The 25,251-nt window shown below is 71.3% G+C and carries 25 protein-coding genes; 5 read left to right on the forward strand and 20 right to left on the reverse strand.

Annotated features, from left to right (window positions below):
• Nucleotides 1-10 precede the first annotated feature (10 nt).
• The 3 genes from QUE38_RS04955 to QUE38_RS04965 all read right to left on the reverse strand — a co-directional run bounded on the left by QUE38_RS04955 (nucleotide 11) and on the right by QUE38_RS04965 (nucleotide 3,111).
• Nucleotides 11-937 (reverse strand): carbohydrate ABC transporter permease, encoded by a 927-nt coding sequence (locus QUE38_RS04955; protein WP_286310496.1) that lies wholly within the window; start codon nucleotides 935-937, stop codon nucleotides 11-13.
• Complete coding sequence (locus QUE38_RS04960; protein WP_286310497.1) at nucleotides 930-1,679, reverse strand: carbohydrate ABC transporter permease; 750 nt, start codon at nucleotides 1,677-1,679, stop codon at nucleotides 930-932. The genes QUE38_RS04955 and QUE38_RS04960 overlap by 8 nt, the downstream gene beginning before the upstream one ends.
• A 178-nt stretch (nucleotides 1,680-1,857) precedes the next feature.
• A complete protein-coding gene (locus QUE38_RS04965; RefSeq protein ID WP_286310498.1) occupies nucleotides 1,858-3,111 on the reverse strand; it encodes an ABC transporter substrate-binding protein in 1,254 nt (417 codons plus the stop codon).
• A gap of 271 nt (nucleotides 3,112-3,382) precedes the next feature.
• Here QUE38_RS04965 and QUE38_RS04970 point away from each other — a divergent pair, with 271 nt between their 5' ends.
• The 3 genes from QUE38_RS04970 to QUE38_RS04980 all read left to right on the forward strand — a co-directional run bounded on the left by QUE38_RS04970 (nucleotide 3,383) and on the right by QUE38_RS04980 (nucleotide 5,663).
• Nucleotides 3,383-4,393, forward strand: a complete 1,011-nt coding sequence (locus QUE38_RS04970) for a LacI family DNA-binding transcriptional regulator (protein WP_286310499.1) — start codon at nucleotides 3,383-3,385, stop codon at nucleotides 4,391-4,393.
• 89 nt (nucleotides 4,394-4,482) lie between these two features.
• Nucleotides 4,483-4,818 (forward strand): L-rhamnose mutarotase, encoded by a 336-nt coding sequence (locus tag QUE38_RS04975; protein ID WP_286310500.1) that lies wholly within the window; start codon nucleotides 4,483-4,485, stop codon nucleotides 4,816-4,818.
• The gene (locus QUE38_RS04980) at nucleotides 4,815-5,663 is read left to right on the forward strand and encodes an amidohydrolase family protein (RefSeq protein ID WP_286310501.1); all 849 of its coding nucleotides are present in this window, start codon (nucleotides 4,815-4,817) and stop codon (nucleotides 5,661-5,663) included. Before QUE38_RS04975 ends, QUE38_RS04980 begins: the two co-directional genes overlap by 4 nt.
• 8 nt (nucleotides 5,664-5,671) lie before the next feature.
• Here the strand turns inward: QUE38_RS04980 and QUE38_RS04985 are convergent, their stop codons facing one another.
• From QUE38_RS04985 to QUE38_RS05030, 10 genes are all read right to left on the reverse strand, one after another.
• Nucleotides 5,672-6,208, reverse strand: a complete 537-nt coding sequence (locus tag QUE38_RS04985) for a DUF6036 family nucleotidyltransferase (RefSeq protein ID WP_286310502.1) — start codon at nucleotides 6,206-6,208, stop codon at nucleotides 5,672-5,674.
• Entirely contained in the window at nucleotides 6,205-6,705 is a 501-nt protein-coding gene (locus QUE38_RS04990; protein WP_286310503.1) for a helix-turn-helix domain-containing protein, read from the reverse strand. Before QUE38_RS04990 ends, QUE38_RS04985 begins: the two co-directional genes overlap by 4 nt.
• A gap of 85 nt (nucleotides 6,706-6,790) precedes the next feature.
• Nucleotides 6,791-8,308, reverse strand: coding sequence for an aldehyde dehydrogenase (NADP(+)) (locus tag QUE38_RS04995; protein WP_286310504.1), 1,518 nt, complete (start codon nucleotides 8,306-8,308; stop codon nucleotides 6,791-6,793).
• A gap of 17 nt (nucleotides 8,309-8,325) precedes the next feature.
• Entirely contained in the window at nucleotides 8,326-9,546 is a 1,221-nt protein-coding gene (locus tag QUE38_RS05000; protein ID WP_286310505.1) for a fumarylacetoacetate hydrolase family protein, read from the reverse strand.
• 27 nt (nucleotides 9,547-9,573) lie between these two features.
• The gene (locus tag QUE38_RS05005) at nucleotides 9,574-10,356 is read right to left on the reverse strand and encodes an enoyl-CoA hydratase/isomerase family protein (protein ID WP_281884572.1); all 783 of its coding nucleotides are present in this window, start codon (nucleotides 10,354-10,356) and stop codon (nucleotides 9,574-9,576) included.
• Nucleotides 10,353-11,492 (reverse strand): type 2 periplasmic-binding domain-containing protein, encoded by a 1,140-nt coding sequence (locus QUE38_RS05010; RefSeq protein WP_286310506.1) that lies wholly within the window; start codon nucleotides 11,490-11,492, stop codon nucleotides 10,353-10,355. Before QUE38_RS05010 ends, QUE38_RS05005 begins: the two co-directional genes overlap by 4 nt.
• Nucleotides 11,492-12,778 carry a CaiB/BaiF CoA transferase family protein gene (locus QUE38_RS05015; RefSeq protein WP_286310507.1) on the reverse strand — a complete coding sequence of 429 codons (1,287 nt, stop codon included), beginning with the start codon at nucleotides 12,776-12,778 and terminating at the stop codon, nucleotides 11,492-11,494. Before QUE38_RS05015 ends, QUE38_RS05010 begins: the two co-directional genes overlap by 1 nt.
• A complete protein-coding gene (locus QUE38_RS05020; protein ID WP_286310508.1) occupies nucleotides 12,775-13,866 on the reverse strand; it encodes a Gfo/Idh/MocA family protein in 1,092 nt (363 codons plus the stop codon). Before QUE38_RS05020 ends, QUE38_RS05015 begins: the two co-directional genes overlap by 4 nt.
• Complete coding sequence (locus QUE38_RS05025) at nucleotides 13,863-14,834, reverse strand: MBL fold metallo-hydrolase (protein WP_286310509.1); 972 nt, start codon at nucleotides 14,832-14,834, stop codon at nucleotides 13,863-13,865. Before QUE38_RS05025 ends, QUE38_RS05020 begins: the two co-directional genes overlap by 4 nt.
• Nucleotides 14,835-14,882: 48 nt before the next feature.
• On the reverse strand, nucleotides 14,883-15,806 hold the full coding sequence (locus tag QUE38_RS05030; RefSeq protein WP_286310510.1) for an enolase C-terminal domain-like protein: 924 nt from the start codon (nucleotides 15,804-15,806) through the stop codon (nucleotides 14,883-14,885).
• A 464-nt stretch (nucleotides 15,807-16,270) separates the two neighbouring features.
• On the opposite strand from QUE38_RS05030, the gene QUE38_RS05035 reads away from it, so the two are divergent.
• A complete protein-coding gene (locus QUE38_RS05035; RefSeq protein WP_286310511.1) occupies nucleotides 16,271-17,065 on the forward strand; it encodes a FadR/GntR family transcriptional regulator in 795 nt (264 codons plus the stop codon).
• Between the two features lie 302 nt (nucleotides 17,066-17,367).
• Here the strand turns inward: QUE38_RS05035 and QUE38_RS05040 are convergent, their stop codons facing one another.
• From QUE38_RS05040 to QUE38_RS05070, 7 genes are all read right to left on the reverse strand, one after another.
• Nucleotides 17,368-18,348, reverse strand: coding sequence for a right-handed parallel beta-helix repeat-containing protein (locus QUE38_RS05040; RefSeq protein WP_350227628.1), 981 nt, complete (start codon nucleotides 18,346-18,348; stop codon nucleotides 17,368-17,370).
• Nucleotides 18,279-19,577: a hypothetical protein gene (locus QUE38_RS05045; RefSeq protein ID WP_286310513.1), complete on the reverse strand. Its 1,299-nt coding sequence runs from the start codon at nucleotides 19,575-19,577 to the stop codon at nucleotides 18,279-18,281. The genes QUE38_RS05040 and QUE38_RS05045 overlap by 70 nt, the downstream gene beginning before the upstream one ends.
• Nucleotides 19,578-19,580: 3 nt before the next feature.
• Nucleotides 19,581-20,408 (reverse strand): carbohydrate ABC transporter permease, encoded by an 828-nt coding sequence (locus tag QUE38_RS05050; protein ID WP_286310514.1) that lies wholly within the window; start codon nucleotides 20,406-20,408, stop codon nucleotides 19,581-19,583.
• Nucleotides 20,408-21,361: a carbohydrate ABC transporter permease gene (locus QUE38_RS05055; protein WP_286310515.1), complete on the reverse strand. Its 954-nt coding sequence runs from the start codon at nucleotides 21,359-21,361 to the stop codon at nucleotides 20,408-20,410. The genes QUE38_RS05050 and QUE38_RS05055 overlap by 1 nt, the downstream gene beginning before the upstream one ends.
• A 2-nt stretch (nucleotides 21,362-21,363) precedes the next feature.
• On the reverse strand, nucleotides 21,364-22,623 hold the full coding sequence (locus QUE38_RS05060; RefSeq protein ID WP_286310516.1) for an ABC transporter substrate-binding protein: 1,260 nt from the start codon (nucleotides 22,621-22,623) through the stop codon (nucleotides 21,364-21,366).
• 210 nt (nucleotides 22,624-22,833) lie between these two features.
• Nucleotides 22,834-23,592, reverse strand: a complete 759-nt coding sequence (locus QUE38_RS05065; RefSeq protein WP_286310517.1) for an SDR family NAD(P)-dependent oxidoreductase — start codon at nucleotides 23,590-23,592, stop codon at nucleotides 22,834-22,836.
• Entirely contained in the window at nucleotides 23,589-24,440 is an 852-nt protein-coding gene (locus tag QUE38_RS05070) for a fumarylacetoacetate hydrolase family protein (RefSeq protein ID WP_286310518.1), read from the reverse strand. The genes QUE38_RS05065 and QUE38_RS05070 overlap by 4 nt, the downstream gene beginning before the upstream one ends.
• A gap of 231 nt (nucleotides 24,441-24,671) precedes the next feature.
• On the opposite strand from QUE38_RS05070, the gene QUE38_RS05075 reads away from it, so the two are divergent.
• Nucleotides 24,672-25,250: a FadR/GntR family transcriptional regulator gene (locus tag QUE38_RS05075; RefSeq protein ID WP_286310519.1), complete on the forward strand. Its 579-nt coding sequence runs from the start codon at nucleotides 24,672-24,674 to the stop codon at nucleotides 25,248-25,250.
• The last annotated feature ends 1 nt before the right edge of the window (nucleotide 25,251 follow it).

Consider the following 25,251-nt stretch of genomic DNA (forward strand, 5'->3'; position numbering starts at 1 on the left):
TTGCGATGGTTCAGCGGCCGCCGAGGCCGGAGAGGGCGATGCCCTTGACCAGGTGCCGTTGGAGCAGGATGACGATCAGCGCCGTCGGCAGCATCGAGATCGTCGACGCGGCCATGAGCAGCTGCCACTGGTTGCCCTGCTGGCCGAGGAAGCTGTTCAGCCCGATCGGCACGGTCGCCATGTCCTGGGTGGAGATGATGATCAGCGGCCAGAGGAAGCTGTTCCAGTAGTTGATGAAGGTGAAGACCGCCAGCACGCCGATCGCGGGCTTCGCGATAGGCACGATGATGGTCAGCAGGATGCGCAGCCGGCTCGCGCCGTCGACCGTGGCCGCCTCCTCGAGCTCCCGCGGCACCGTCAGGAAGAACTGGCGCAGCAGGAAGGTGCCGAACGCGGTGAACGCCCACGGCAGGATGAGCGCCTGGTAGCTGTTCTGCCAGCCGAGCTCCTGCATGAAGATGAACATCGGGATGACGACGACCTCCTGCGGCACGAGCAGCGTGACGAGGTAGAGCGCGAAGAGCCCGCTCCGGCCGCGGAACCGCATGCGTGCGAATGCATACGCGGCGAAGACGCTCGTGATGCAGACGAGCAGCGTGCCGAGCACCGACACCACGAGGCCGTTCCACATGAACCGGCCGAACGGCACGAAGGTCCACGCGTCGACGAAGTTCGACCAGCGGATCTCGCTGCCGAACAGCGACGGCGGCGAGGCGAACACCTCGTTGCCGGGCTTCAGGGCCGTCGCGAGCATCCAGATGAACGGCATCAGGAACAGCAGCAGCACGAGCGTGAGCAGCACCTGGGAGGTGATCTCGCGGGCGAGGCGGGCACGCTTGCGAGCGGATGCCGGTCGGGGCACGTACTCGTCGTGCAGGTCCCGCGGCTGGACGATCGCCCGGGTCGTGTCCGGGCGTTGCGCGGTCGCGCTACTCATAGTGCACCCACTTCCGCTGGCCCAGGAACTGGACCGCCGTGATCAGAGCGATGATGGCGAACAGGACCGTGGCCACCGCCGACGCGGTGCCGAGGTCGAAGAGCTGGAAGCCGCGCTGGTAGAGGTACATGACCATGGTCGTCGTGGCCACGCCCGGTCCACCGCCGGTCAGCACGTACGGCTGCGCGAAGACCTGGAAGCTCGTGATGAGCGTCATGACCGCCGCGAAGAACAGCGACGGCGACAGCATCGGCAGCGTCACGTGCCAGAACCGGCGCGGAGCGCTGGCCCCGTCGAGCGAGGCCGCCTCGTAGAGGTGGTCGGGGATCGAGTCGAGCCCGGCCGAGAAGACCAGCATGTTGTAGCCGAACCCCTGCCAGAGCGACATCACGACGACCGCGGCCATGGCGCCCGTCTCGGTGCCGAGCGGGTTGAACTGCTCGACGCCGAACCACGAGGCGATGTCGGCGAAGACGCCGTTCGGCTGCACGAGCAGCCGCCAGACCAGCGCGTTCGCGACGATCGGCGTGACGGCGGGCAGGAAGAACAGCAGCCGGTAGAGCCCGCGGCCGCGGATGCGGGGCGAGATCCAGAGGGCGAGGCCGAGCGCGAGCACGAAGTTCAGCGGCACGTACAGCACCACGAACAGCAGGGTGTTGCCGACCGTGCGCCAGAACATCGGGTCGCTCGTGAAGATCGTGACGAAGTTCTGGAACCCGACGAAGGTGCGCTCGCCGAACACCGGCCAGGCGAAGAAGGCGATGACGACGGATGCGACGATCGGCCCGAGCGTGAAGGCGAAGAAGCCGATGCCGCTCGGGGCGAGGAACGCGTACGCGGTACGCGCCTCCCGCCGCTTGAGCGAGGGGCCCGCCGGGGCGCCGACGAAGTCGTCGACGCCCCCGCGGTGGTGGACGAGGTCACTGCCCTGCGCCCGCCTCGGTCTGCGACTGCACCGTGCCGAGGAAGTCCTCGGCGGTCATGTCACCGTTCAGCGCGCTCACCGCGTACTGGTTGAAGAGGGTGTTGACCTGGGTGAAGTTCGCCGTCGAGCGCAACGCCTCGCCGGTGGCGCCGGCCGCCGAGAGGGTGTCCTCGGCGATCGCGAACGCGCCCTGGTAGTACGCGGGCTGCTCGGCGGTGCGCGACGGGAAGGCGCGACCCTGCTCGGCGAGCGCGGTCTGCGCCTCGGGGCCGGTGAGCACCGAGATCGCCTGCAGCGCCTCCTCGGGGTACTCGCACGATGCGCTCACGCCGTAGCCCGAGCCGGCGACGGGCGTCGCCGAGCCGTTCGGGCCCGCGGGGATGAGGGCGACGCCGTACTCGAACGCGACCTGCTCGGCGACGTAGGCGAGCTGCCACGGGCCGTCGATCGCCATCGCCGCGTCGCCCGCGACGAACGAGTTGAGCGCGTTGTAGGAGTCGCTCGTGGCGGGCAGCTGCGGCGCGCTGCCGTCGGCGACGAGGCCCTGCAGGTACGCGACCGCCTCGACCATGGCCGGGTCGGTCAGCTGCAGCGAGCCGTCGGCGGCCACGCCCTGCTCGCCGCCCAGCGTCAGCGACCACGCGGTCGTGGTGTCGACGGTCGGGTTGATGGCGTAGCCGTATTTGCCGTCGCCCGAGAGCGCAGCGGCGGCCTCGGAGAAGTCGTCCACCGTCCAGTCCTCGGCGGGCGCGTCGAGGCCGGCCTCGGCGAACGCGTCGGCGTTGTAGAAGACGATGAGGGGCCCGAGGTCGTAGGGCACGGCGACCTGCTCGCCGTCGACCTGGGTGCCCTCGACGATGGCGCTGTCGAACTCTGCCAGGTCGATGCCCGCGTCGGCGAGCATCCTGTCGTCGAGCGGCAGCAGCAGCTCGCGGATGCTCGTCGCACGCGGCGACTGCACGCCGAGGATGCACGCCTCGGTGCCGCCGCTGGCCTGTGCGGCCAGCCGAGTCCAGTAGTCGTTGAACGGTGCCGTCTCGAGCTCGAGCTGGATGTTCGGGTACTCCGCCTCGACCAGGCCGACGAGGGTCTCGAGGGCCTCGGTCTCGGGGGTGGAGCCGGCCCACATCGAGAAGGTGAGCGTCGTGACGCCGTCCTCCTGCGTGCTGCCTCCGCCGCCGCCCGAACAACCCGCGAGCAGGGCCAGGGCCCCGACCGCCGCCAATGGTGCTCCGACGAATCGCTTCATGACTGTCTTCCTCTCCGTTGAAGAAATGGTGCTGTGCTCCGGCAGGACGTCCAGAGATCAGATCTATTCCGGTGATCAGTGTTGCTGCGCTAACCGTTTCAGTCAAGCGCGAAATCGTGATCTGGCCGCCATTGGCCTGTGATTACGCGAGTTCTGATGACAGTTTCGCGCTGATTCGTGATGAATCTCACCGATATCGCGGAACGTTTCGCTCGTTTCGGCTACGCTACCACCACAGACTCATCCGACCAACAGGGGAATGCGGGGCAGCGTGGCCACCTACCATGACCTCCGGCGCGAGACCGGGCTGTCGCTCGCGACGATCTCGAAGTACTTCAACGGCGGCAACGTGCTCGAGGAGAACGCGCGCAGCATCGAGGAGGCCGCGAAGCGGCTCGAGTTCCGGCCGAACACCTTCGCCCGCAACCTCCGCACACGGCGCACGCGCACGGTCGGCGTGCTGCTGCCCGACCTCACGAGCGACTTCTACCTGTCGATCCTCTCGGGCATCGAGCGGCGGCTCCGCGACAACGGCGTGAGCATGCTCATCTGCGTCGACCACCACGAGGACGAGGGCGTCGACGACGCGGTCGAGTTCCTCGCCTCGCGCATGGTCGACGGCGTCATCACCGTGCCGAGCACGCGCGCGCTGCCCGGCCTGCGCACGCTCGCGGCACAGGGCACGCCCGTGGTCGCGATCGACTGGCCCGCAGACGGCGTCGAGGCCGACGCCGTCGTGATCGACAACGAGGAGGCGGCGGCGATGGCGATCCAGCGCCTCGCCGACCGCGGGCACCGTCGCATCGCGTTCATCGGCAACGACCGCGTGCCGACCATCCGCGCCCGCGAGCGCGGCGTGCGCAACCAGCTCGCCGCCCGCCGCATCCCGGTGCGGGAGGAGTACATCGCCCGCTCCCCCATGTCGGTCGAGGGCGGCCGGCTCGCCATGCAGCGGCTGCTGCTGCTCGAGGAGCGCCCCACCGCCGTGTTCTGCTCCATGAACCTGGTCGGCGTCGGCGCGCTCACCGCGCTCGCCGAGTCGGGGCTGCGCGTGCCCGACGACATGTCGTTCGTCGGGTTCGACATGCCCCTGCTCGCGCGCATGACCGATCCGCCGCTCGACATGGTCAATCAACGGGTGGGCGACCTGGCACGGGCATCCGCCGACCTCATGCTGCGCCGCCTCGACCCCGAGGCCCCGGCGGTGCCGCCGCAGACCGTCGTGCTGCACGCCGAGTTCCTGCACGGCGGGTCGGTGGCCGACATCCGCCGCCAGTCGTGATCATCGGCTGAATGCAGGGCGATCGGATGCCTCTGAGGCGAAACCGGCCTCCTGAACGTGAGAAGATCGGATCTATGACGTCAACGACGATGCGAATCGCCCTCCACTCGACGGTGCGCGAGGGCTACATCGAGCAGCATGCCAGCATTCCCGAGGACCTCGTCGACACGTTCGCCCGCGTCGGCATCCACAACTGGACGATCTGGCGCTCGGGCGAGCACATGTTCCACCTCGTCGAGTGCGACGACTGGGACGCGGCGATGGCCGCGATCGAGGAGGACCCGGCCAACCTGCGCTGGCAGGCGACGATCGGACCGTACGTCGAGCTGTACCGCGACTCCGACGGCGAGCCCGGATTCGTGCCGCTGGCCGAGGTCTACGACCTGCGCCGGCAGCGTGCCGCCCGAGCGGCGGATCCGGCATGACCGCCCCGGGGCTGATCGACGCGCACGTGCACGTGTGGGACCCGTCGCTGCACCGGTACGACTGGCTCGACGGCCTCGCGATCCACCGGCCGATGCTGCCGGCCGACGTCGACCGCGCCGGCGGGGCGACGACCGGCATGGTGTTCGTGCAGGCGGGGGCCGCGCGCGAGGACGCGCTCGCCGAGGCGCGGTGGGTGGGCTCGGTCGACTGGCCCGAGCTCGTCGCGATCGTCGCCGATGCGGACCTGCTGTCGGATGCGGACGACCTGGCCGAGCACCTCGACGCGCTCGCCGCGCTGCCGAAGGTGGTCGGCGTGCGCGACAACCTGCAGAACGAGCCGGTCGAGACGTTCACCGCCCGTGCCGATGGGCTGGCCGAGCTCGGGCGCCGCGGGCTCACGTTCGACGCCTGCATCCGCCACACCCAGCTGCCCGCGCTCATCGACCTGCTCGCCGCGGCGCCGGGCGTCGCGGTCGTGCTCGACCACCTCGGCAAGCCGCCGATCGACGCAGGTGTCGACTCGCTCGAGGGACGCGCCTGGTCGGCCGGCATCGGCGAGCTCGCGTCTCGGCCCGGCACGTTCGCCAAGCTCTCCGGCCTCACCGCCGAGTCGGCCGATGCAGACGCGTTCGCCCGCAACGCCGGCGCGTTCATCGCCCGCGTGCTCGAGGCGTTCGGCCCCGAGCGCACCATGCTCGGCAGCGACTGGCCCGTGAGCGCCACCTTCGGCGTCGGCGGCTCGTTCGCCGACTGGGTCGCACGCGTGCGCGCCCTCGTCGGCGAGCCCGACTGGCCCGAGGTCGCCTCCGTCAGCGCGCGTCGCGCCTACCTCGGGACTCCGTAGATCGCAGCTCAGCCGGCGGTGAACGCGCCGGCCCGCTTCGCCGCGATCGCCCGGTGCGTCGTCGGCAGCATGGCGACCCGAGTCGCGAGGGCTATCGGATCGATCAGCGCCGCGTCGACGAGCGCCCCCACGAAGTCCATGTCTTTCGGCTCGCCTCGGACGAGCTTCGCTGCACACAGGTCGATGGGATCCAGGCACAGCCCGGCGGCACCGCCTGGCCCGTCTGGTTCGACGCGCACGATCCGCTCCTCCCACCCGGCAGGGAGCACCGCGGTCGCCAAGCTGACGCCCTGCCCATAGAACCCATGGGCGCGATCGAACTCGGACCACTCGCCGATCGCCACGTCGATCATCTGCGCGACCAGTCCTCGCGCGTCGTCTCGCACGGGCACCACATCGGCCTCTCGCGACAGTGTTGCCCGCTCCGGCAGCTCATCCGCATCCCACGTACCCAGAATCGCCTGGCTGCCGATGATGATGACCTCTCCCTGACTGCTCACCTCGGTCGCTCGCCGGATGATCTCCTCCAGGTCTGCGCGCTTCATGCCGCGGTCGCCCGCTGAATCGCCGCCACTCGCGCGGCGTCGGTGAGCGCGCCTGCGAACGGAGAGTTCTGGCGCAGCTCTCGGCCCTCGGTCGTGTCGGCGAGCATCGCGTCGATCAGTTCATCGACCGGACCGGCCGCGAGCTCCTCCCAGCGGTCGAGCCAGTGAACCGCCTCGCCACGCGCGTGAGGGCGGATGCGGTCGAGGTTGCGTGGCACGACCGCGAGCGCCGCTTCCGGTCGCTGTAGCAGTTCCGCCGCGAGCGTGCGGTGCAACTCGATGAGCACACGCTCCTCTCGCCGCACCGGTACGACCTCCAGGCGAGGCTCCCGGTCCATCGCGGCGAGCGCTCGACGCAGCGTGTCGAGCCGGATCGTTCCCCGTCGCTCCGACTCCTCCATGCGCGAGACGGTCGAGACATTGACGCCGAGTCGGCTCGCGAGCTCACGCTGCGACCACCCGACGGCATCCCGTGCTGCTTCGATCGTCGCCGACATGCATCCACCTCCGTGTTGCATTCTAATGCAACAAAGCGGCGCCCGCCCGGGAGTCGGGTCGACCGAACGGGCGCCTGCTCGGATGCTACGCCTCGGCGGGCAGCACCAGCACGCCGTCGATGCGCCGCGGGATGCCCGCGTAGTCCTCGCGGAGCTCCTCAGGCAGCGCCGACGCGGGCGCACCCTGGTAGGCGATCGGCCGCAGGAAGCGCCGGATGGCGCTCACGCCCACCGAGGTGTGCTGCGAGTTGGTCGAGGGCCAGGTGCCGCCGTGGTGCTGGCCCCACGAGACGCGCACGCCGGTCGGGTACCCGTTGAACACGATGCGGCCGGTGCGCGGGGCGAGGTCGGCGAGCAGCTCGTCGACCAGCGACGCGTCGGCGTCCTCGCTGTGGATGGTCGCGGTGAGCGAGTCGGGCACGGCGTCGAGCGCGGCGCCGATCTCGGCCGCGTCGTCGTAGCGGGCGACCACGATGAGGGGGCCGAAGGCCTCCTCGGCGTGCTCGGGCGAGAGGTCGGAAGCGTCGACCTGGAGCACGACCGGAGTTGCGGCGAACCCGTCGCCCGAGGCATCCGCCCCCTCGGCCACCGTGGACGCGCCAGCGGCCAGGATGCGGTCGCGGATCTCGCCGAACGACCCCGAGATGCGGCCGTTGAGCAGGGTCTGGGCGGATGCCTCGCCGGCACGCTCCGCGAGCCCTGCGACGAGTGCGTCACCGGCGTCGCCGCGCGGCACGAAGGCGATGCCGGGCTTGGTGCAGAACTGTCCGGCGCCAAGCGTGAACGAGCCGAACAGGCCCTCGGCGATGGCGCCCGCGCGCGCTGCAGCGGCGGCGGGGGTGATGACGAGCGGGTTGAGGCTCGACAGCTCGCCGTAGAACGGGATCGGCTCGGGGCGCGCGTTGATGATGTCGAGCAGGGCCTTGCCGCCGGAGAGCGACCCGGTGAAGCCGACGGCGCGGATGCGCGGGTCGGCGACGAGCGTGCGGCCCGCCTCGGTGCCGTAGACGATGCCGACCGTGCCCTCGGGGGCGCCGTACGCGGCGACGGCGCGAGCGATCGCGGCGTGCGAGCGCTTCGCGGTCTCGAGGTGCGACGAGTGCGCCTTCACGACGACCGGGTTGCCGCCGGCGAGCGCCGAGGCGGTGTCGCCGCCCGCGACCGAGAACGCGAACGGGAAGTTGCTCGAGCCGAACACGCCGACCGGGCCGATCGGCACGAGCATGCGGCGGATCTCGGGCTGCGGCCCGAGCGGGGTGTCGCCCGCGTGGTCGATCGTCGCCTCGAGGTAGGAGCCCTCGCGGAGCGCCTCGGCGAAGAGGCGGAACTGGAAGGCGGCGCGGCCGACCTCGCCGGGCAGGCGCGGGCTGCCGAGGCCGGTCTCGCGGTCGGCGGCCTCGACGAGCGCGTCGCGGTCGGCCTCGAGGGCGTCGGCGATGGCGTCGAGGAGGCCGGCGCGCCAGGCGCGGCTCGAACGGCCGAGCACCGCGAAGGCGTCGGCGGCGCGGCCGATGACGGCGGCGGTCTCGTCGGCGGTGCAGGGGGCGATGCCGGTGTCGGTCGTCTCGCCGGTGCGCGGGTTGGTCGACTGCAGGGTGGTCATGCGTTGCTCCTCGGAGTTCAGGTCAGCAGGCCGCGGCGGGCGAGGCCGCGGTAGAGGTCGTCGATGCCGAAAGTCCACGGCTCTGCCGCATCCGTCGGGCGCACCCGGTTCACGAGCCCGCCGAGGCGCGGCTCGGCGATGCGCACGATGTCGCCGTCGCGGTGGGTGAACCCGCGGCCGGGCTCGTCGCGGTCGTCGACCGGCGCGAACATGGTGCCGAGGAACAGCACGAAGCCGTCGGGGTAGCGGTGGTGCGCGCCGATGGTCTGCGCGACCAGGTCGGCCGGGTCGCGGCTGATCTGCGCGAGCGGGCTCGTGCCGTCGAGGCGGTACCCCTCCTCGCCGTCGATGCCGAGCGACACCACGCTCGCGCGCAGGTCGTCGAGCCCGTAGCCGGCGTCGAAGAAGCGGATGAACGGGCCGACCGACGCCGACGCGTTGTTGTCCTTCGCCTTGCCGAGCAGCAGCGCGCTGCGGCCCTCGATGTCACGCAGGTTCACGTCGTTGCCGAGGCTGGCGCCCACGATGCGGCCGTCGGATGCCACGACGAGCACGACCTCCGGCTCCGGGTTGTTCCACTGCGAGGCCGGGTGCACGCCGACGTCCACCGCGGGGCCGACCGTCGCGAGCACGGGCGCCTTGGTGAACACCTCGGCGTCGGGGCCGATGCCGACCTCGAGGTACTGGCTCCACCAGCCGCGCTCGAGCAGCAGGGCCTTGAGCGCCGCCGCCTCGTCGGAGCCGGGCTTCAGCTCGTCGAGCGAGCCGCCGATCGTGCCGAGGATCTCGGCGCGGATCGTCGCGGCCGCGTCCTGGTCGCCGCGCGCCCGCTCCTCGATCACGCGCTCGAGCATCGAGACCGGGAAGGTCACGCCCGCGGCCTTCACGACCTGGAGGTCGATCGGCGAGAGCAGCCACGGCCGCTCGTCGTCGCGCGTCTCGGGCGGGGTGTTCGCGACGAGCTCGTCGAGCGTGCCGAGCACGGGGCCGGATGCCGCGGCCAGCGCAGCGGCCGGGTCGGGCGTCTCGCACAGCGCGCGCATGGTCGGGAACGCGGCGCTCACGTCGACGACGCCCTCGGCGCGGATCGCGACGACGCTCGGGCCGCCCGCGGCCGGGTCCCAGACGCGTGCGGCGAGCGTGCCGGCGGTGCCGTCGTCGGGCAGCAGGTCGGCCGCGGCGGGCGGCCAGGCGGCGGTGGACGCTGCGGGTGCCGGATCGGTGGTCGTGGTGCTCATGGTGCTCCTGGGGTCGTCGGGTCGAACCTAGCGGCGGTGGAAGACGCCCGCGCGCTTCTCCGCGAACGCGGCACGCCCCTCGTCGGCGTCGGCCGTGGCGAACGTGATGGTCTGGAGGTCGCGCTCGTACCGCAGCGCCTCCTCCTGCGTCATGTTGACCGCGGCGCGCAGGTTCGCCTTGGCGGTCTCCGCGGCGATCGGCGGGCGACTCGAGATGGTCGCGGCGAGCTCCTGCGCGCGGGCGACGAGGCCTGCGGGCTCGACGAGCTCGGTCACGAGCCCCCAGCGCTGGGCGGTCTCGGCATCGATCGGGTCGCCGGTCATGAGCATGACCGCGGCGTTCGACGGGCCGATCGAGGTGGTGAGGAACGTCGCCATGCCCCCGCCGCCGATCCAGCCGAGCTTGATCTCGGGCGCCGCGAAGCTCGCGGTGGTCGAGGCCAGGCGGATGTCGCAGGACAGCGCCGTCTCGAGCCCGCCGCCGAACGCGTAGCCGTTGACCGCGGCGATCACGGGCTTCCGCGCCGCGCGGATCGCGTCGCAGTAGTCGGTGCGGTTGCGGAACTCCCATGGGGTGGCGTACTTGTCCAAGGAACGGATGTCGCTGCCCGCGCAGAACGCGCGCTCCCCCGCCCCGGTCAGCACGATGGCGCGGATCTCGTCGGCGGCATCCGCCCACTCGACGACCTCGACGAGCGCGTCCGACATCTCCTGCGTGACCGAGTTGAGCTTCTCGGGTCGCGCGAGCGTGATGGTGGCGACGTGGCCGTCGACCTCGAGCAGCACGTGCTCGCTCGTGACCTCGATCATCGGTGGGTTCCTCCTGAAAGCGCGGGCGCGGCGGCCAGCGCGTCGTACATGGTGTTGATGCGGGCGACGGATGCCACGGGGTCGGCCCCGCCCGTGAGTGCCTCGCGGAGCACGGCCGACGCCGCCGACTGGAACGGGATGTACCCCGGCACGCGCGGGCGCACCCACGAGTCGTCGATCGTGGCCAGCGTGTTGCGGTAGAAGTCGCCGGATGCCGCGTTGACGGCGTCGTCGGTCCACGCCGAGCGCAGGCTCGGCTGGCCGTCGTTGGCGGGGATGAACCCGGCCTGCAGGTCGGGGTCGAGGAGCCCGGCGAGGTGGTCGACGAGCGCCTCGTCGGGGTGGCAGCGGGCGGAGAGCGCGATGCCCGTGCCGCCGATGGTCGAGCCGCGGCGGCCGCCCGGGGTCGCCGCCGGCGCGTCCTCGAACGCGAGTGCGCCGGGGCCGGTCGCGTTGGTCACGTAGCCGTAGACGAGCGGGATGTAGGCGATGTCGCGCGCCTGCTGCATGCGGTCGAGCAGGCCGATCGGGTTCTGCGCATCTGCGCCCGCGGGCTGGTGCGCGGCGAGCCGGGCGAGGATGCCGAACGCCTCGGCGCCTACGGACTCGGAGACGAGGCCCTCGCCCGGCACGACCCGCGGCTCCTCGCCGAGGGCGACGCAGAGCGACGCGAAGCTGAGGAACGCGTGCGGGCCGGCGAGGCTCAGCGCCACGGGCACGTCGAGCGCCTCGACCTCGACCCAGGTCTCGGGCGCGGTCTCGAGCAGCTCGGGCACGCGCACCGCGACCTGGGTCGCGGCGTCGAGCGGCAGCGCCCAGAGGTGACCGTCGAGCCGGTACGAGGTGAAGCTCGGGCCGACGCAGCCGGCCGCGAGGCGGTCGACCAGTGCTCGACCGAACAGGTCGTCGAGCGGCTGGAGGGACCCGTGCGCGAGCGCGTCGCCGAGGTGCGGGTGGTCGAGCACGATCACGTCGTAGCGCTCGGCGAGCTCCTCGATCGGCGTCGACTCGAAGCCCTCGAGCGGGTGCACGTCCCACGAGATGAGCGGGCGGTCGTCGCCGCCGAAGGCGTCCTCCGCGGCACGCTCGAGCGCGTGCCGGCCGCGCGGGTGGTCCCAGGTGAGTCCGCGGTACATCACGCCTCGACGGGCTCGGGCTCGGCGCGGGGCACGGCGTGCGCGGGCGCGGCCGGGTCGGGGGCGGAGGCCGAGGCGGGGGCATCCGTCGTCTCCTTCGCGGCGCCCGACGCGAGCAGCGCGTCGATCGCGGCGTCGTCGAACCCGGCCTGCGCGAGGATCTCGCGCGTGTGCTCGCCGACGCGCGGGGCGCCGCGGACGAGCTTGGGCGGGGTCTTGGAGAACCGGTACGGGAACCCGGGGGTCTTCACGTGCCCCTCGGTCGGGTGGTCGTACTCGATGAAGGTGCCGTTGTGCACGACCTGCGGGTCGTCGACGAGCTCCTGGTAGCCGTGCACGGGTCCGATCCACATGCCGGCCGCGCCGAGCGTCTCGATCCAGTAGCCCGACGGCTTCTCGGCGAGCTTCGCGGCGGTCTTGGCGTGGATCTCGTCGCGACGCGTCCAGCCCTCCACCTCGGAGTTCCAGCCCTCGAACGCGGGCTCGCCGATGAGGCGGCCGAGCTCGTGCAGGTCGGCGAACGCGAGCGCGACGAAGCCGTCGCTGGTCGCGAACACGCCGTAGGGGGCGCGGATGTAGACGTGCGCGTGCGGCTCGGCCGACCGCTCCTGGGTCTTCTTGCCGACGGTGAACACCGACAGCTCCTGCATCTGCAGGGTCGTCAGCGCGTCGAGCATGTTCACCGTGACGAGCTGGCCCTCGCCCGTGCGCTCGCGGTGCAGCAGCGCGGCGAGCACGCCCTCGAACGCGGTCGACGCGGTCACGGCGTCGGCGAGGTACTGGCCCGCGGGCGTCGGCTCGTCGCCGTGGCGGCCGGCCGAGAGCATCGCGCCCGACATGGCCTGCAGCAGCAGGTCCTGCCCGGGGCGGTCGCGGTACGGGCCGTCCTCGCCGTAGCCCGAGATCGACACGTAGACGATCGACGGGTTGATCGCGCGCAGCGACTCGTAGTCGACGCCGAGGCGCGCGGCGACGCCGGGGCGGTAGTTCTGCAGGAACACGTCGGCGTCGGCGACGAGGGCGCGCAGCGCCTCCTTGCCGGCATCCGACTTCAGGTCGAGGGCGACCGAGCGCTTGTTGCGGTTGAGCGACAGGAACGAGACGTTGATCTCGTTGCCCTGCGCGCCGCCCGCGGCGGCGTGACGCTGCCACTCGCCCGTGGTCGGCTCGACCTTGACGACGTCGGCGCCGAGGTCGCCCAGGCGCTGGGCGGCGAACGGCCCGGCCATGGCGATGGAGCAGTCGAGCACGCGGTAGCCCGCGAGCACTCCGGTGGACTCGGTCATCGTGTTCCCTTCGCGGCATCCGCCGTCTCGTGCTCGTGGACGCGCACCTCGGCGCCGCCCGCAGCGGACGACCGCAGCATGGCGTCGATCAGCTCGATCGAGCGCGCCGCCACCGTGGCATCCGAGTTGTTCTCCGTGCTCGCCCCCGTGATGAGGTCGATGAACCGGTTCGGCGGCACGATGCATTCGTACGCACCGGCGCCCGGCTCGATGTCGAGGTCCCACTTCTGACCGTCGTGGCGGTGCAGGCTGACCCGCTCGCGCTCGGTGTCGACGAGCAGTATGCCCTCGGTGCCGAAGATGCGGAGGTCCACCTGGTACGGGTCGCCGTCGGGCACGGTCGCGGCGCCCGAGAGCGAGCCGAGCGCGTGGTTGTCGAACGTGATCACGGCGGCGTCGTAGAGGTCGACGGCAGCGCCGGCAGTCGACACCTTGGACATGACGGATGCCGCCCGCAGCTCGGTCAGCCAGAACAGCAGCGCGCTCGAGTGGGTGACCTGGCCGTGCGCGTACCCGCCGCCGCGCGACGGCGACTGCCAGGTCGACGGGTCGGGCCCGCTGGTCTGCGAGTCCCAGAGCGCGCGGATGTGGTTCGTGTCGCCGGCGAACAGTCCGGTGGTGGGCGATGCCATGTTGCAGACGACGTGCTGGATCTCGCCCAGGTGGCCCGCCTCGACGAGCTTCCGCGCCTCGACCGTGAACGGCTTGTAGTTCCAGCCGTACGGGGCGAGGAAGTGCACGCCGGCCTCCTCGACGCGGCGCGCGAGCTCCCAGCCCTCGTCGGCGTGCAGGGTGACGGGCTTCTCGACGAGCACGTGCAGGCCGCGGTCGACCGCCTGCACCGCCTGCGCGAAGTGCAGGTCGTGCGGGGTCGTGACGACGACCGCGTCGAGCCCCTGGTCGAGCAGCTCGTCGTAGTCGCGCGTGGCCATGCCGAAGCCGAACTGGTCGCGCACGGCCGCGAGTTCAGGGCCGATGCCGCAGACGCCGACGAGCTCGACGTCGTCGCGCCCGGCGAAGATCGGGAAGTGGTTGCTGGTCGCCCACCAGCCGGCGCCGACCGCGCCGAGGCGCACCTTCCGGCTCATGCCGCGTCCCCCGTCCAGGTCCAGCGTCGTCGTCCGTCTTCAGCGGTGGCGGATGCCGCGAGCCCGCGCGCCTCCATGCGCTCGAGGTTCCCGGTGACCGGGAAGATCGAGTAGTCGAGGGCTTCCGGGGGCCACGGGCCGAGTGCCGGGCCGGCCGCGCGGATCAGTTCGAGCGCCGTGCTCGGGGCATCCTGACCCTTGAGCAGCCCGGCGAGGATCTCGTCGACCTGCTCGGTGTACGCCTCGCTCTCGTCGAGGAAGGCGGCGACGCCCTCGCCCTCGTAGACCGGGTAGTGCGCGGTGAGCAGCAGGTCGGCGTCGAGCGCTCGGAACGCGTGGATCGAGTCGACGTAGTCGGCGGTGTCGCGGTAGGTCGGCGGGAAGGCAGGACGGCCGTCGGCGAACGGCACGGTCGCGCCGAGGGTCGCGTCGCCGATCATGAGCGCGCGGTTCTCGGGGTCGTACACGGCGACGTGGCCCGGGCTGTGGCCGGGCACGTGCAGCACGGTGACGCTGCGGCCGCCGAGGTCGAAGGTCTCGCCGCCCTCGAGCGCGCGGTCGACGGGCACGAGCTGCGCCCACTCGCGGATCGACGCCGTCAGCTCGGGCGGGTCGACGAAGCCGTCGGTGTCGATGAACTCGCCGTAACGGGAGTCGATGAGCGCCTCGACGTCTTCGACCAGCGGCACGTCGGCGGCGCCCGCCATGACCTGCACGTGCGGCAGCGCCTCCGTCAGGGCGCGGTTGCCGCCCGTGTGGTCCCAGTCGCAGTGCGTGTTGACGGCCCACTTCACCTTCGCGCGCGGAATGCCCACCTCGTCGAGGTACGGCAGCAGCGTCTCGGTGATCGACGCCGGCACGCCCGTGTCGACGAGCAGCGCGGCATCCGTGCCGACCAGCAGGTAGAGGGCGACGAAGCGCTCTTCGAGGGGTGCCTGCACGCGGTGCAGGCCGGGGCGGATCTCCATCGGTCCTGGTCTCTCTCGTGTCGGTGTGTCAGCTCGCGTCGGGGAGGCTCAGCGCTCGACGCCGTCGAGCAGCATGCGGAGGCCGGCGCGGGTCGGACGCATGTGCGGCCCCGCGGGGTTGGCCCAGCCGGCGCCCTCGCGGGCGGCGGCGATCGCGGCCTCGTCGATGCGGATGCCCGCACCGGGCTCGTCGCCCAGCACGATGCCGCCGTCGACGACCTCCTGGTCGACGTGCACGCCGGGCGCGTAGTCGAGCGCCTGCACCTCGGTGGTGAGGTGGTTCGGCACGGCGGTCGCCACGTGCACGACCGCGGGGTTCGCGTTGTGGCCGACGATGCTCACCGGCAGGTCGCGCACGGCCGCCGCGAACGACAGGCGCTGGAAGTGGGTGACGCCCCAGATCGAGCCCGCCTGCACGATGTCGGGCGCGCCCGCCTCGAACAGCGGACGGAACTGCTCGACGCCGGTGAGGTTCTCGCCGGTCGCGACCGCGGCACGGATCGCGTCGCTCAGGCGCGCGTGGCCCACCGCGTCCCACCGGCGCAGCGGCTCCTCGACCCACACCAGGTCGAAGTGCTGCTCGATCGCCGAGACGTAGCGCACGGCCTGCTTCACCTGCCACGACTCGTTCGAGTCGATCATCAGCCCGGGGGCATCCGTGTGTGCCGACAGCGCGTCGCGCATGATGCCGAGTCGCCGCAGGTCGGTGTCGAGGTCGAGCCCGCCCTTGAGCTTGCCGGCGACGTAGCCGCGCTCGGCGTACTGGCCGTAGAAGGCGTGCAGGTCGTCGTCGGGCAGGGCGATGTCGAGGCCCGACGCGTAGCCGGGCACGAACCGGTCGCGGCCGCCGAGCATGCGCCAGAGCGGTTCGCCGGCGGCCTTGGCCTTGAGGTCCCAGATGGCGGAGTCGAGGGTGGCGATGCCCCCGTAGGTCGCACCGGCGTGGCTCGACTTGAAGACCTGGGCGAGCATGCGGTCGAACAGCGCCGAGACGCTGCGCGGGTCCTCCCCTCGATCGCCGGGAAGAGGCGGGCGAGGTCGGCGTGCGAGCCGATGCCGGCGCCCTCGAGGCCGGTGTCGGTCTCGAGGATGACGATGGGGACGTCGGTGACGGCATCGGGGATGTGGCCGTTGGCGTCGCCGATGGCTCGCCGCCATTCGTGCTGCGCGGTGAGGGTGCGATACCCGGTGATCTTCATATCGTCCTTGATGTCGTCACGCGGTAGGATTCAACATACATCATACAACTTTACGGAGCGGATGTCACGGGGCAGCGTCGCCCGGCCCGGTCGCCACCGGGCGGGGCGCCGATGCCTCGCGACCGCCGGGGGCGACCTCCCGCCGCAGGGAGCGTCCTCCCCGACCGCGGGAGTGTCCTCCCCCGCAGCGGGAGCGTCCTCCCGACCGCGCCGGACCCGACCGTTAGGATGCAAGCCATGTCCAACCCCGCCGGCCTTCCGAGCACGGGTGTGCCGAGCACCGGTTCCGGCGCCTCCGGCTCGCCCGCCATCCTCGGCGCGGGCAGCCGCCGCACGCCGAATGCCCGACTCGGTGTCGTCGTCGTGCACGACCTGGTCAGCGCGATCGTGACCGGCGAGGTGCAGCCCGGCGACCTCCTCCCGACCGAGTCGGTGCTCACCGAGCACTTCGGCGTGAGCCGCACCGTGATCCGCGAGTCGGTGAAGCGGCTCGAGGAGAAGGGGCTCGTGCGCGTCACCCAGGGGCGCGGTACCGAGATCACCGACCCGTCCGAGTGGAACATCCTCGACCGGGTCGTGCTGGGCGCATTCGTCGAGCACGACGCGACGCTCGGCATCCTCGACGAGATCGCGGTGATCCGCGCGCAGCTCGAGTCGGTCATGGCGGCCGGCTGCGCCTCGCGGCGGAGCGATGCCGACCTCGACGCCCTGCGCGCCGCCATGGAGGAGATGCACCGCACGGTCGACGACACCGAGGGCTTCGCGCAGTCCGACATCGACTTCCACGTGCTCGTGATGGACATCTCGGGCAACCGGCTGGCCGAGGGCATCGCGCGCACGCTCGTCGCGCGCGCACGCGACAACTCGCGCTTCTACGGCGCGCCCGGCCCCGAGGCGCCGACCGAGACGCTGGCCGAGCACGAGGCGATCCTCGACGCGATCGCCGCGGGCGATGCGGAGGCGGCCGCGCGCCTCATGTCCGACCACATCACCACCGCCTGGGAGCGTCGCCGCATCCCCCGCGAGGCCTGACGCGCAAGCGGCGCCCCACACGGCACCCCGCCCCTCGATTCGGCACGCTGAACTCGTTTCGGCAGGTCGAGTTCGACGTGCCCAACCGCGTTCGACGTGCTGGAGCGACGCGCACGTGCCCGGTCTTCCCGCACCGGCACGTGCCGATCACACCGGCCCGCGTTGTTCACGCGGGCACGCGCTGCAGCACGGGCCGGTGCGACTTCGACGGGCCGGCGTGACTGGCACGTGCCCGGTCGGCGCCGCACCAGCGTGGAGCGGGCACCCGGCACGTGCCGGGATGCGGCCTTCGAGTGGGCGCGTCAGCCCTGGGCGCGGGCGAACTGGTCGCGGCGCGTGCGCGCGGCGAGCGGGTGCAGGCGGTCGGCCACGGGGCGCGGGCCGGCGCCGGAGACGTCGGGCACGCGGATGCCGAGGTCGTGCACCGGGGAGTCGTCGGCCACGGCGAACTCGCGGCGGGTGCCGGGCTCGCCGGAGGCATCCGCTCGCCCCTCGGCGGACTCGCCCGAGAGCTCGCCCGACGGGGAATCGACGAACCGCGGGTCAGCGACGACCGAGTGCCGGTCGTGCCCGAGCTCGCGCCACGCGTCGTCCATCGGCTCGACGATCGACCACTCGAGCCGACCATCGGGCCCCGCCGCCTTCTCGCCGTTCGCCGCGAGCACGGCACCGGCGACCGGCGCCTCGTCCCAGAACAGGTTGAGGTCGCTCACGATCGTGTACTCGCGCAGGTCGCGCGGGCCGGGCGTGCCGGTGAAGCCGGGCGACGACGAGCCCAGCAGCAGGTTGCGCTCCATCGTGAAGGACACGAGCTGCTCGGGCCGCGTGATCGACACCTGCCCGTTGCCGCCGTAGGCGAACACGTTGTGGCGGATGATCGACTCGCGCCCGTAGTGGTGGTGGTAGCACTGGCTCGACACGTGGTGCACCACGTTGTCCTCGATCACGACGTGGCTCGAGCCCTCGTCGAGGTAGATGCCCCAGCCACCGTAGTTCGCGCACTCCACGTCGTGGATGTGGTTGCCGCGCACGACCGTCCCGGGCGCGATGCCGAGCAGGTAGACCCCGCCCATGTCGTTGAGCAGCCCCTGGCCGAGGTCGTGGATGTGGTTGCCGACCACGAGGTTGCCCTGCGAGGGGCTGTCCTCGTAGTCCCACATCCAGCCGACCGAGATGCCGGTGTAGAAGAAGTCGCGGATGCGGTTGTGCGCGATCACGTTGTGCGCGCCGTGCTGGAAGAGCACCGCGACGCAGCTCGGGTAGACGCGCCCGCCGCGCTCGATGTCGTTGTCGCTGACCTCGTTCGAGCGATTGAAGTCGGCGGATGTCGCGTCGACCGAGCCCCCGAGCGCACCGCGCCCGCACCCAGGTCGACGAACCGCGACCCGCTCACGAGGTTGCCGCGGCTGCCCGGGCCGAGGCTCAGGCCGTAGCCGCCGACGTGCGAGATCGCACCGTCGACGAACGCGCACGAGCGCGCCCCGTCGAACTGCACGGCCGCCGGCACGGTGCTCGCCGCCTGCACGTCGGCCGCGAACGGCACGTCGGTCGGCAGCACCGGGTCCTCGCGCACGCCGAACGGCGGCACCGCGGGCGGCACCTCGGCGAAGTCGGCGTAGGCGAACGAGACGCCCTCGAAGCGCACCTCGCGCACCGGGGCGGCCCCGGTGCCGGTCAGGCGCACGAACACGTCGAGCACCGGCATCCGCACGTCGAGGTCGTCGGCGGTCTCGCCGGGCCGCGGCAGGTAGAGCACCTGCGGCCCGTCGGCGCCGGCGAGCAGGCCGGTCGCGTCGAGGTACCACTCGCCGGGCACGTGCCCGAACGACTCGGCCACGTTCTCGAGGCGGTAGCGCGCGAACGTCTGCGCCGCGTCGTCGCGCAACGCGAAGATGCTGCGCAGCGAGCTCGCGATCTCGCGCCGGTCGCGGTCGATCGACGTGATCGGCATGCGCTCCTGCACCCAGTAGTGGGGCACGACGACCTCGACCCGCTCGGGTTCGGCCAGTTCCGGCACATCCCCGGACGCGTACGTGAACCGATCGGCGCCGTCGAACAGCGTCTCGACGAAGCCGGCGGTCGGGTCGAGCCCCGCGACCGACTCCATGCGCAGGAACCCGCCGCCGACCGGGAACGACGGGCGCGGCGCCCGCTCCCCGCCGACGTACAGCGCACGCCCGCGCGCGGCCGGCGCGGGGGCGGCCAGCGCCGACACCCCGTTCACGTCCACGGACCGCCACCCGGTCACCGGCACCGCACCCTCGAACACCGGCGGCGCCGCATCGTCGAGTGCCGAGAACGTCGTGAACGAGTCATCCGGCCCGAGCTCGAGGGTCTCCGACTGCCGGTACACCCCGCCCATCAGCCAGACGACCGCCCGCTGCCCGGGTGCCCGGCGCTGCCGCACCAGGCGCATCGCCGAGTGCAGGTCGCGCACGGGATACCCGCGCGAGCCGTCGCCGTAGACCGAGCCCTCCGGACCCGCGTACACCTCGATCCGGTCGGTCGTCATGGCCTAGCCCTTCGTCGCGCCCGCGGTGACACCCGCCGTGATCTGCCGCTGGAAGATCAGGTAGACCACCACGAGGGGCAGCACCACGAGCAGCACGCCGGCGAGGTAGGTCGGCACGTTGTCGGGGTACTGGCCGCGCAGCGCGCTCACCCCCACCATCACCGTACGTTGGTCGGGCGACTGCATCACGAGCAGTGCGATGAGGATGTCGTTCCAGCAGAACAGCGCGTTCAGGATGCCCATCGACAGCAGCGCGGGCTTGCCGAGCGGCAGCATGATGCGGCCCCACACGCCCCACAGGTTGTTGCCGTCGACACGCGCCGCCTCGGTGATCTCCTTCGGTATGCCCGAGTAGAACGAGGCCATGAAGAACACCGTGAACGGCAGGAACTGGGAGACATAGGCGATGATCAACCCCGCGTAGGTGTTGATCGTGCCCATGTCGCTCATCAGCTTGATGAACGGCACCATGATCACCTGGAACGGGATCATCATCGTGCCGAGGATCACGAGGAACATGACCCGGTTGCCGCGGAACGTCAGGTGGCTGATCGCGTACCCCGCCATCGAAGCGAGGATCAGGATGATCACGACGGATGCCACCGTGACGATGATCGAGTTCAGGTAGTAGCGCCCCATGTTCGCCTGGTTCCAGGCGTCCACGAAGTTCTGGATGTTGAACGTCGTCGTCACGCCCAGCCGGTCGAGCACGTACTCGCGGCGGTCCTTCAGGGCGATGTTGACGGCGTACACCATCGGGTAGATGGTCGCGACGGCCAGCAGCGCCATCGGGATGGCGATGACCCATCGCGAGATGCGTTCGGCGCGCATCACGACTCCTTCGTGGCGCGACGGAGCACGCGGATCTGGATGAGCCCGATCACGAGCACGATCAGCAGCAGGAACACGGATGCCGCGGAGGCCAGCGCCGGGCGCGCCTCGCCGTTGAGCTTCCAGATGAGGAACTCGGGCAGGTACGACGCCGCGCCGGGGCCGCCGGCCGTCATCGTGTACAGCAGGCCGAAGAGGCCGGTGAGCATGCCGATGGTGGTCGTGACGAACACGAACTGGATGGTCTGGCTGAGACCGGGGATGATCACGTGCCAGATGGTCTGCGGGAAGTTCGCCCCGTCGATCTTGGCCGCGTCGAGCAGCTGCTGGTCGAGGGTCGAGAAGCCGGCCAGGAAGATGACCAGCGCCATGCCGAAGGTCGCCCAGATGTGCACCGTGAGCACGCTCGGCAGCGCGGTCATGGTCTGGCCGAGGTAGTCGACCGTGGGCAGCCCCACGCTCTCGGCCATGGCGTTCAGCGGGCCGTTCGCGCCGAGCACGATGTTGAAGATCGCGCCGATGATGATCGGCGAGAGCACCACCGGCAGGAAGTAGACGCTGCGGTAGAACTTGTGCCCCGGCACCTTGATGAAGATGAACGTCGCGAGCAGCCCGGCTACCAGCACCTCGAGCGGCACGAACAACAGCACCACGAGCACATTGCGGGCGGATGCCTGGAAGCGCTCGTCCTGCAGGAGGAAGAGGTAGTTGTCGAAGCCGACGAAGACGCCGTTGAGCTCCTGGTCTCCGGTGAAGGAGAAGTTGATGCCGAGCAGCAACGGGTAGATCCGGAACACCAGGAGGATCAGCAGGACCGGCAGTACCAGCAGGTACGGGGTCACCGTCTCCGAGGTGATCTTGCGCTTGCGCCGCGGCACCTTGGGGGTGCGCCGCGGCCAGCCCGGGCTGGGGTCCGAGAGGACCACAGCCCGGGTGGACGTGGGGGCGGTCATGATCAGCCTTCCGAAGCCGCCAGCTGGCTCGCCGCGTCGTCGACGGTCACCTCGCCGACCAGCATCTGCTGGCCGAGGCGGTGGAGCAGGTCGAGCGTGTCGCCGCCGAGCGCCGTGTGCAGGAGCGGCTTGCTGCCGGGCAGCTCGGCCACGATGTCCTGCGCGGACTGGATGTCGGTGTCGAGCTCGATGGTCGTGTCGGAGACGATCTGGCCGCCGGCGATCGAGTAGTTCGCCAGCGCGTCGCGGTCGACGGTCGCCTTGATCCAGTCGACGCCGAGGTCGAGCTTGTCCTCGTTGAGCACGCCGTAGCCGATGCCGCCCTCGATGGGCAGCGCGAGCGTGGTGCCGTCGTTGACCGTGACCGGCATCATGAAGCCGAGGTCGTCGCCGAGGAAGTCGTCGAACTGCTTCCAGTGGGCGATGCCCGACGAGAGGCCGATGACCATCGCGGCGCTGCCGCCGGAGAACAGGTCGAACGAGTCGTTGAACATGGCGGTCGAGTTCGCGCCGTCGTTGTACCAGCCGTCGGCCGCGGTGTCGGCCCAGAGCTGCAGCACCTGCTTGGAGTGCTCCGACTCCCAGTCGCGCTCGCCGTCGATCCAGGCGTCGTACTCCTCGGGCGTGAAGATGCCCGAGCCGAAGCCCGACATGAAGAACTCGATGCCGAGGCCCTCCTTGTTGCCGAGCGCGAAGCACGACACGTCGGTGCTGCTCGCGATGGTGTCGCACGCGTCGGCCAGCTCGTCCCACGTGGTCGGCGGGTTCTCGGGGTCGAGGCCGGCCTCGGCGAAGATCGCCTTGTTGTAGTAGATCGGGAAGCCCTGGAGGAACATCGGGGCGGAGTAGATCTCCCCGCCGTCCTCGAAGGCGGGCCAGCCGGCGAGCTGGTCGTAGATGTCGGCGAGCTCGTCGGTGACCGGCGTGAGCTGGTTGGTGCGCGACTTCAGCTGCGTGCCGCCGTTGAACAGGGCCAGGTCGGGACCGGTGCCGGCCTCGATCGCCGAGCCGAGCAGCGTGTAGTACTGGTCGAACGGCTGCGAGACGATCTCGACCTCGACGTCGGGGTGCTGCTCGGCGAAGACCGCGAGCACCTCGTCCTGGTACGCGGATGCCGCGTCGTCGGAGTTGCCCCAGTTCCAGACGACGAGCGTGCCGTCTTCGGCCGACTCTCCGGTGGGGGTGGATGCTGCGCCGCCACAGGCGGAGAGGGCGAGAACCGCCCCGACTCCGATGGCGACCGGTGCTACGAACCGCTTCATTGCGATGCCTCTCATCTCTGGGAATGCGTGCCGGCACCGCGGGTCGACGGTGACAGGCGACAGGAACTTCTGCTGGGAGCAAACATACTACGTATCATCACTACGGTCAAACACTCATCCGATGACCGCCCCTCCGGTGCGCGCGCAGGCGCCCGGACACGACGGCGGGCCGGGGAGTCTCCCCGGCCCGCCGTCGATTCTCTCCCGCGATCAGCCCTTCTGGCGAACCCGCAGGTGCGTCACCCCCGCATCGACGTCGAGCGAGATGCCCGCGATCGACACCGAGCGCGGGTTCGCGAGGTACAGCACGGCCGCCGCGACCTCCTCGGGCGTCACCATGCGACCCGTCGCCTGGCGGGCGTCGAGCGCGGCACGCTCGGCGACCGGGTCGTCGAAGCCCTGCAGCATCCGCTCGACGAACGGGGTGTACACGGTCGCCGGGCTCACGCAGTTGACCCGCACGCCCTCGGCGATGTGGTCGGTCGCCATCGCGTAGGTGAGTGCCATCACCGCACCCTTCGACGCGCCGTAGACCGCGCGCTGGGGCAGGCCGTTGAGCGCCGCGATCGAGCACATGTTGACGATCGCCGCGTGCTCCGACTTCCGCAGCCAGGGCAGCGCGGCCGCGCTCACCCGGGCCATGCCCACCACGTTCACGTCGAGCACGCGGGCCCACTCGTCGTCGGATGCCTCCTCGACGGTGCCCACCGAGCTCACGCCGGTGTTGTTCACGAGCACGTCGATGCCGCCGTGGTCGGCCGCGACCCGCGCGATCGCCGCCTCCACCGAGGAACGATCACGCACGTCGGCCGTGTACCCGGCGATCCCGTCGGGCAGTCCGCCGGCATTCAGGTCGAGCACCGCGACGGTCGCACCCTCCGCGGCGAGCGCGGTGGCGGTTGCGAGCCCGATGCCGGATGCCCCGCCGGTGACGACCGCGACGAGGCCGGTGAAGTCGCCGGCGCTCATGCCTGCACCATCCGCTGCTCCTGGCGGCCGAGCCCGTCGATCTCGAGGGACACGACATCGCCCTCGCGCAGGTAGGGGTTGCCCTCGATGCCGAGCGCGACGCCGGCCGGGGTTCCCGTGTTCAGCACGTCGCCCGGGTGCAGCACCATGAACTGGCTGAGGTACCAGATGACGTGCGCGACGTCGAAGATCATGGTCGCGGTCGTGCCGTCCTGGTGCATGGTGCCGTTCACCGAGAGGCGCAGCCCGAGCGCCTGCGGGTCGGGCACCTCGGATGCGGGCACCAGCGCCGGCCCGAAGGGGTTGAACGTCTCGCAGCTCTTGCCCTTGTCCCACTGGCCGCCGCGCTCGAGCTGGAACTCGCGCTCCGAGACGTCGTGCGAGGTGGCGTATCCGGCGACGTGCGCGAGCGCGTCGGCGGGCGACTCCAGGTAGCGGGCCGTCGTGCCGATCACGACGCCGAGCTCGACCTCCCAGTCGGTCTTGGTCGAGTTCCGCGGGATGAGCACGTCGTCGTAGGGGCCGACCATGGTCGACGGGTCCTTCATGAAGACGACCGGCTCGTCCGGCACCGCGAGGCCCGACTCCTCCGCGTGGTCGCGGTAGTTGAGGCCGATGCAGACGATCTTGCCGGGGCGGGCGATCGGGGCGCCGACGCGCAGGCCCGCGGCATCCGGCAGCACCGGCAGTTCACCGGCGTCGAGCGCGGCGCGGGCGCGGGCGATGCCGTCGGCGGCGAGGAAGGCGCCGTCGATGTCGGCGGTCAGGCCGCGCAGGTCGTAGCTGGTGCCCTCGTGCTGGAGGACGGGGATCTCCTCGCCGGGGGCGCCGAGGCGGGCGATGTTCACGGGGTGGTTCCTTTCGGTCGAACTCGGGGTCGTGGTGCAAGAATGGTCAGATGACTGAGACGTCGACGGTGGATGAGCAGCCCGATGTTCCGGCCCGATCGCAGACCGACGTGGTCATCGCGGGCATCAAGGGCATGATCACCGACGGGCGGCTCGGCCCCGGATCGCGGCTGCCGATCGAGCGCGACCTCGCGACCGAGCTCGGCGTCTCGCGCGGGTCGCTCCGCGAGGGTGCGTGCGCTCGCCATCCTGGGCGTGCTCGAGACCCGCCAGGGCGACGGCACGTACGTCACGTCGCTCGATCCGGAGCGGCTGCTGAGCCCGCTCGGCATCCTCGCCGAGCTGCACACCCCGGCGCACGCGGGGCACCTGCTGGCCGTGCGACGCGTGCTCGAAGCGGAGAGCGCCGCCCTCGCGGCATCCGCCCTCACCGACGACGACCTCGCCGCGCTCGACGCGATCCTCGACGAGGTCGACGGCATCCTCGCCAGCGACCCCGACATGGACCTCGAACGTTTCATCGACACCGACACGGCGTTCCACCGGCGCATCGCGCAGGCGAGCGGCAACCCGGCGCTCGCGGGCATGATCGACAGCCTCGTGGGGCGCACCCACCGCGCCCGCCTCTGGCGCGCGATCACCGAGCGCGGCACCGTGCGCGAGACGCAGGGCGAGCACCGGGCGATCCTCGCCGAACTGCGGGCGCACGACCCGGAGCGGGCGCGCATCCGCATGGCCGTGCACATCCTCGGGGTCGAGGAGTTCGCGACCGCGCACGCCGGCGACGAGGCATCCGACCCCGCCCCGTGAC

This window comes from Agromyces mangrovi (assembly GCF_030296695.1).
Classification (GTDB): Bacteria; Actinomycetota; Actinomycetes; order Actinomycetales; family Microbacteriaceae; genus Agromyces; species Agromyces mangrovi.

Coding starts and splice junctions, on each gene's coding strand:
- QUE38_RS05055 (WP_286310515.1), bottom strand. CDS start 21,361: ATGACCGCCCCCACGTCCACCCGGGCTGTGGTCCTCTCGGACCCCAGC.
- QUE38_RS04980 (WP_286310501.1), top strand. CDS start 4,815: ATGACCGCCCCGGGGCTGATCGACGCGCACGTGCACGTGTGGGACCCG.
- QUE38_RS04990 (WP_286310503.1), bottom strand. CDS start 6,705: ATGTCGGCGACGATCGAAGCAGCACGGGATGCCGTCGGGTGGTCGCAG.
- QUE38_RS05045 (WP_286310513.1), bottom strand. CDS start 19,577: ATGACGACCGACCGGATCGAGGTGTACGCGGGTCCGGAGGGCTCGGTC.
- QUE38_RS05015 (WP_286310507.1), bottom strand. CDS start 12,778: ATGACCGAGTCCACCGGAGTGCTCGCGGGCTACCGCGTGCTCGACTGC.
- QUE38_RS05005 (WP_281884572.1), bottom strand. CDS start 10,356: ATGATCGAGGTCACGAGCGAGCACGTGCTGCTCGAGGTCGACGGCCAC.
- QUE38_RS05020 (WP_286310508.1), bottom strand. CDS start 13,866: ATGAGCCGGAAGGTGCGCCTCGGCGCGGTCGGCGCCGGCTGGTGGGCG.
- QUE38_RS05060 (WP_286310516.1), bottom strand. CDS start 22,623: ATGAAGCGGTTCGTAGCACCGGTCGCCATCGGAGTCGGGGCGGTTCTC.
- QUE38_RS05000 (WP_286310505.1), bottom strand. CDS start 9,546: ATGAGCACCACGACCACCGATCCGGCACCCGCAGCGTCCACCGCCGCC.
- QUE38_RS04995 (WP_286310504.1), bottom strand. CDS start 8,308: ATGACCACCCTGCAGTCGACCAACCCGCGCACCGGCGAGACGACCGAC.
- QUE38_RS05035 (WP_286310511.1), top strand. CDS start 16,271: ATGTCCAACCCCGCCGGCCTTCCGAGCACGGGTGTGCCGAGCACCGGT.
- QUE38_RS04985 (WP_286310502.1), bottom strand. CDS start 6,208: ATGAAGCGCGCAGACCTGGAGGAGATCATCCGGCGAGCGACCGAGGTG.
- QUE38_RS05050 (WP_286310514.1), bottom strand. CDS start 20,408: ATGCGCGCCGAACGCATCTCGCGATGGGTCATCGCCATCCCGATGGCG.
- QUE38_RS05030 (WP_286310510.1), bottom strand. CDS start 15,806: ATGCTCGCCCAGGTCTTCAAGTCGAGCCACGCCGGTGCGACCTACGGG.
- QUE38_RS05010 (WP_286310506.1), bottom strand. CDS start 11,492: ATGTACCGCGGACTCACCTGGGACCACCCGCGCGGCCGGCACGCGCTC.
- QUE38_RS04965 (WP_286310498.1), bottom strand. CDS start 3,111: ATGAAGCGATTCGTCGGAGCACCATTGGCGGCGGTCGGGGCCCTGGCC.
- QUE38_RS05025 (WP_286310509.1), bottom strand. CDS start 14,834: ATGGAGATCCGCCCCGGCCTGCACCGCGTGCAGGCACCCCTCGAAGAG.
- QUE38_RS04955 (WP_286310496.1), bottom strand. CDS start 937: ATGAGTAGCGCGACCGCGCAACGCCCGGACACGACCCGGGCGATCGTC.
- QUE38_RS05065 (WP_286310517.1), bottom strand. CDS start 23,592: ATGAGCGCCGGCGACTTCACCGGCCTCGTCGCGGTCGTCACCGGCGGG.
- QUE38_RS04975 (WP_286310500.1), top strand. CDS start 4,483: ATGCGAATCGCCCTCCACTCGACGGTGCGCGAGGGCTACATCGAGCAG.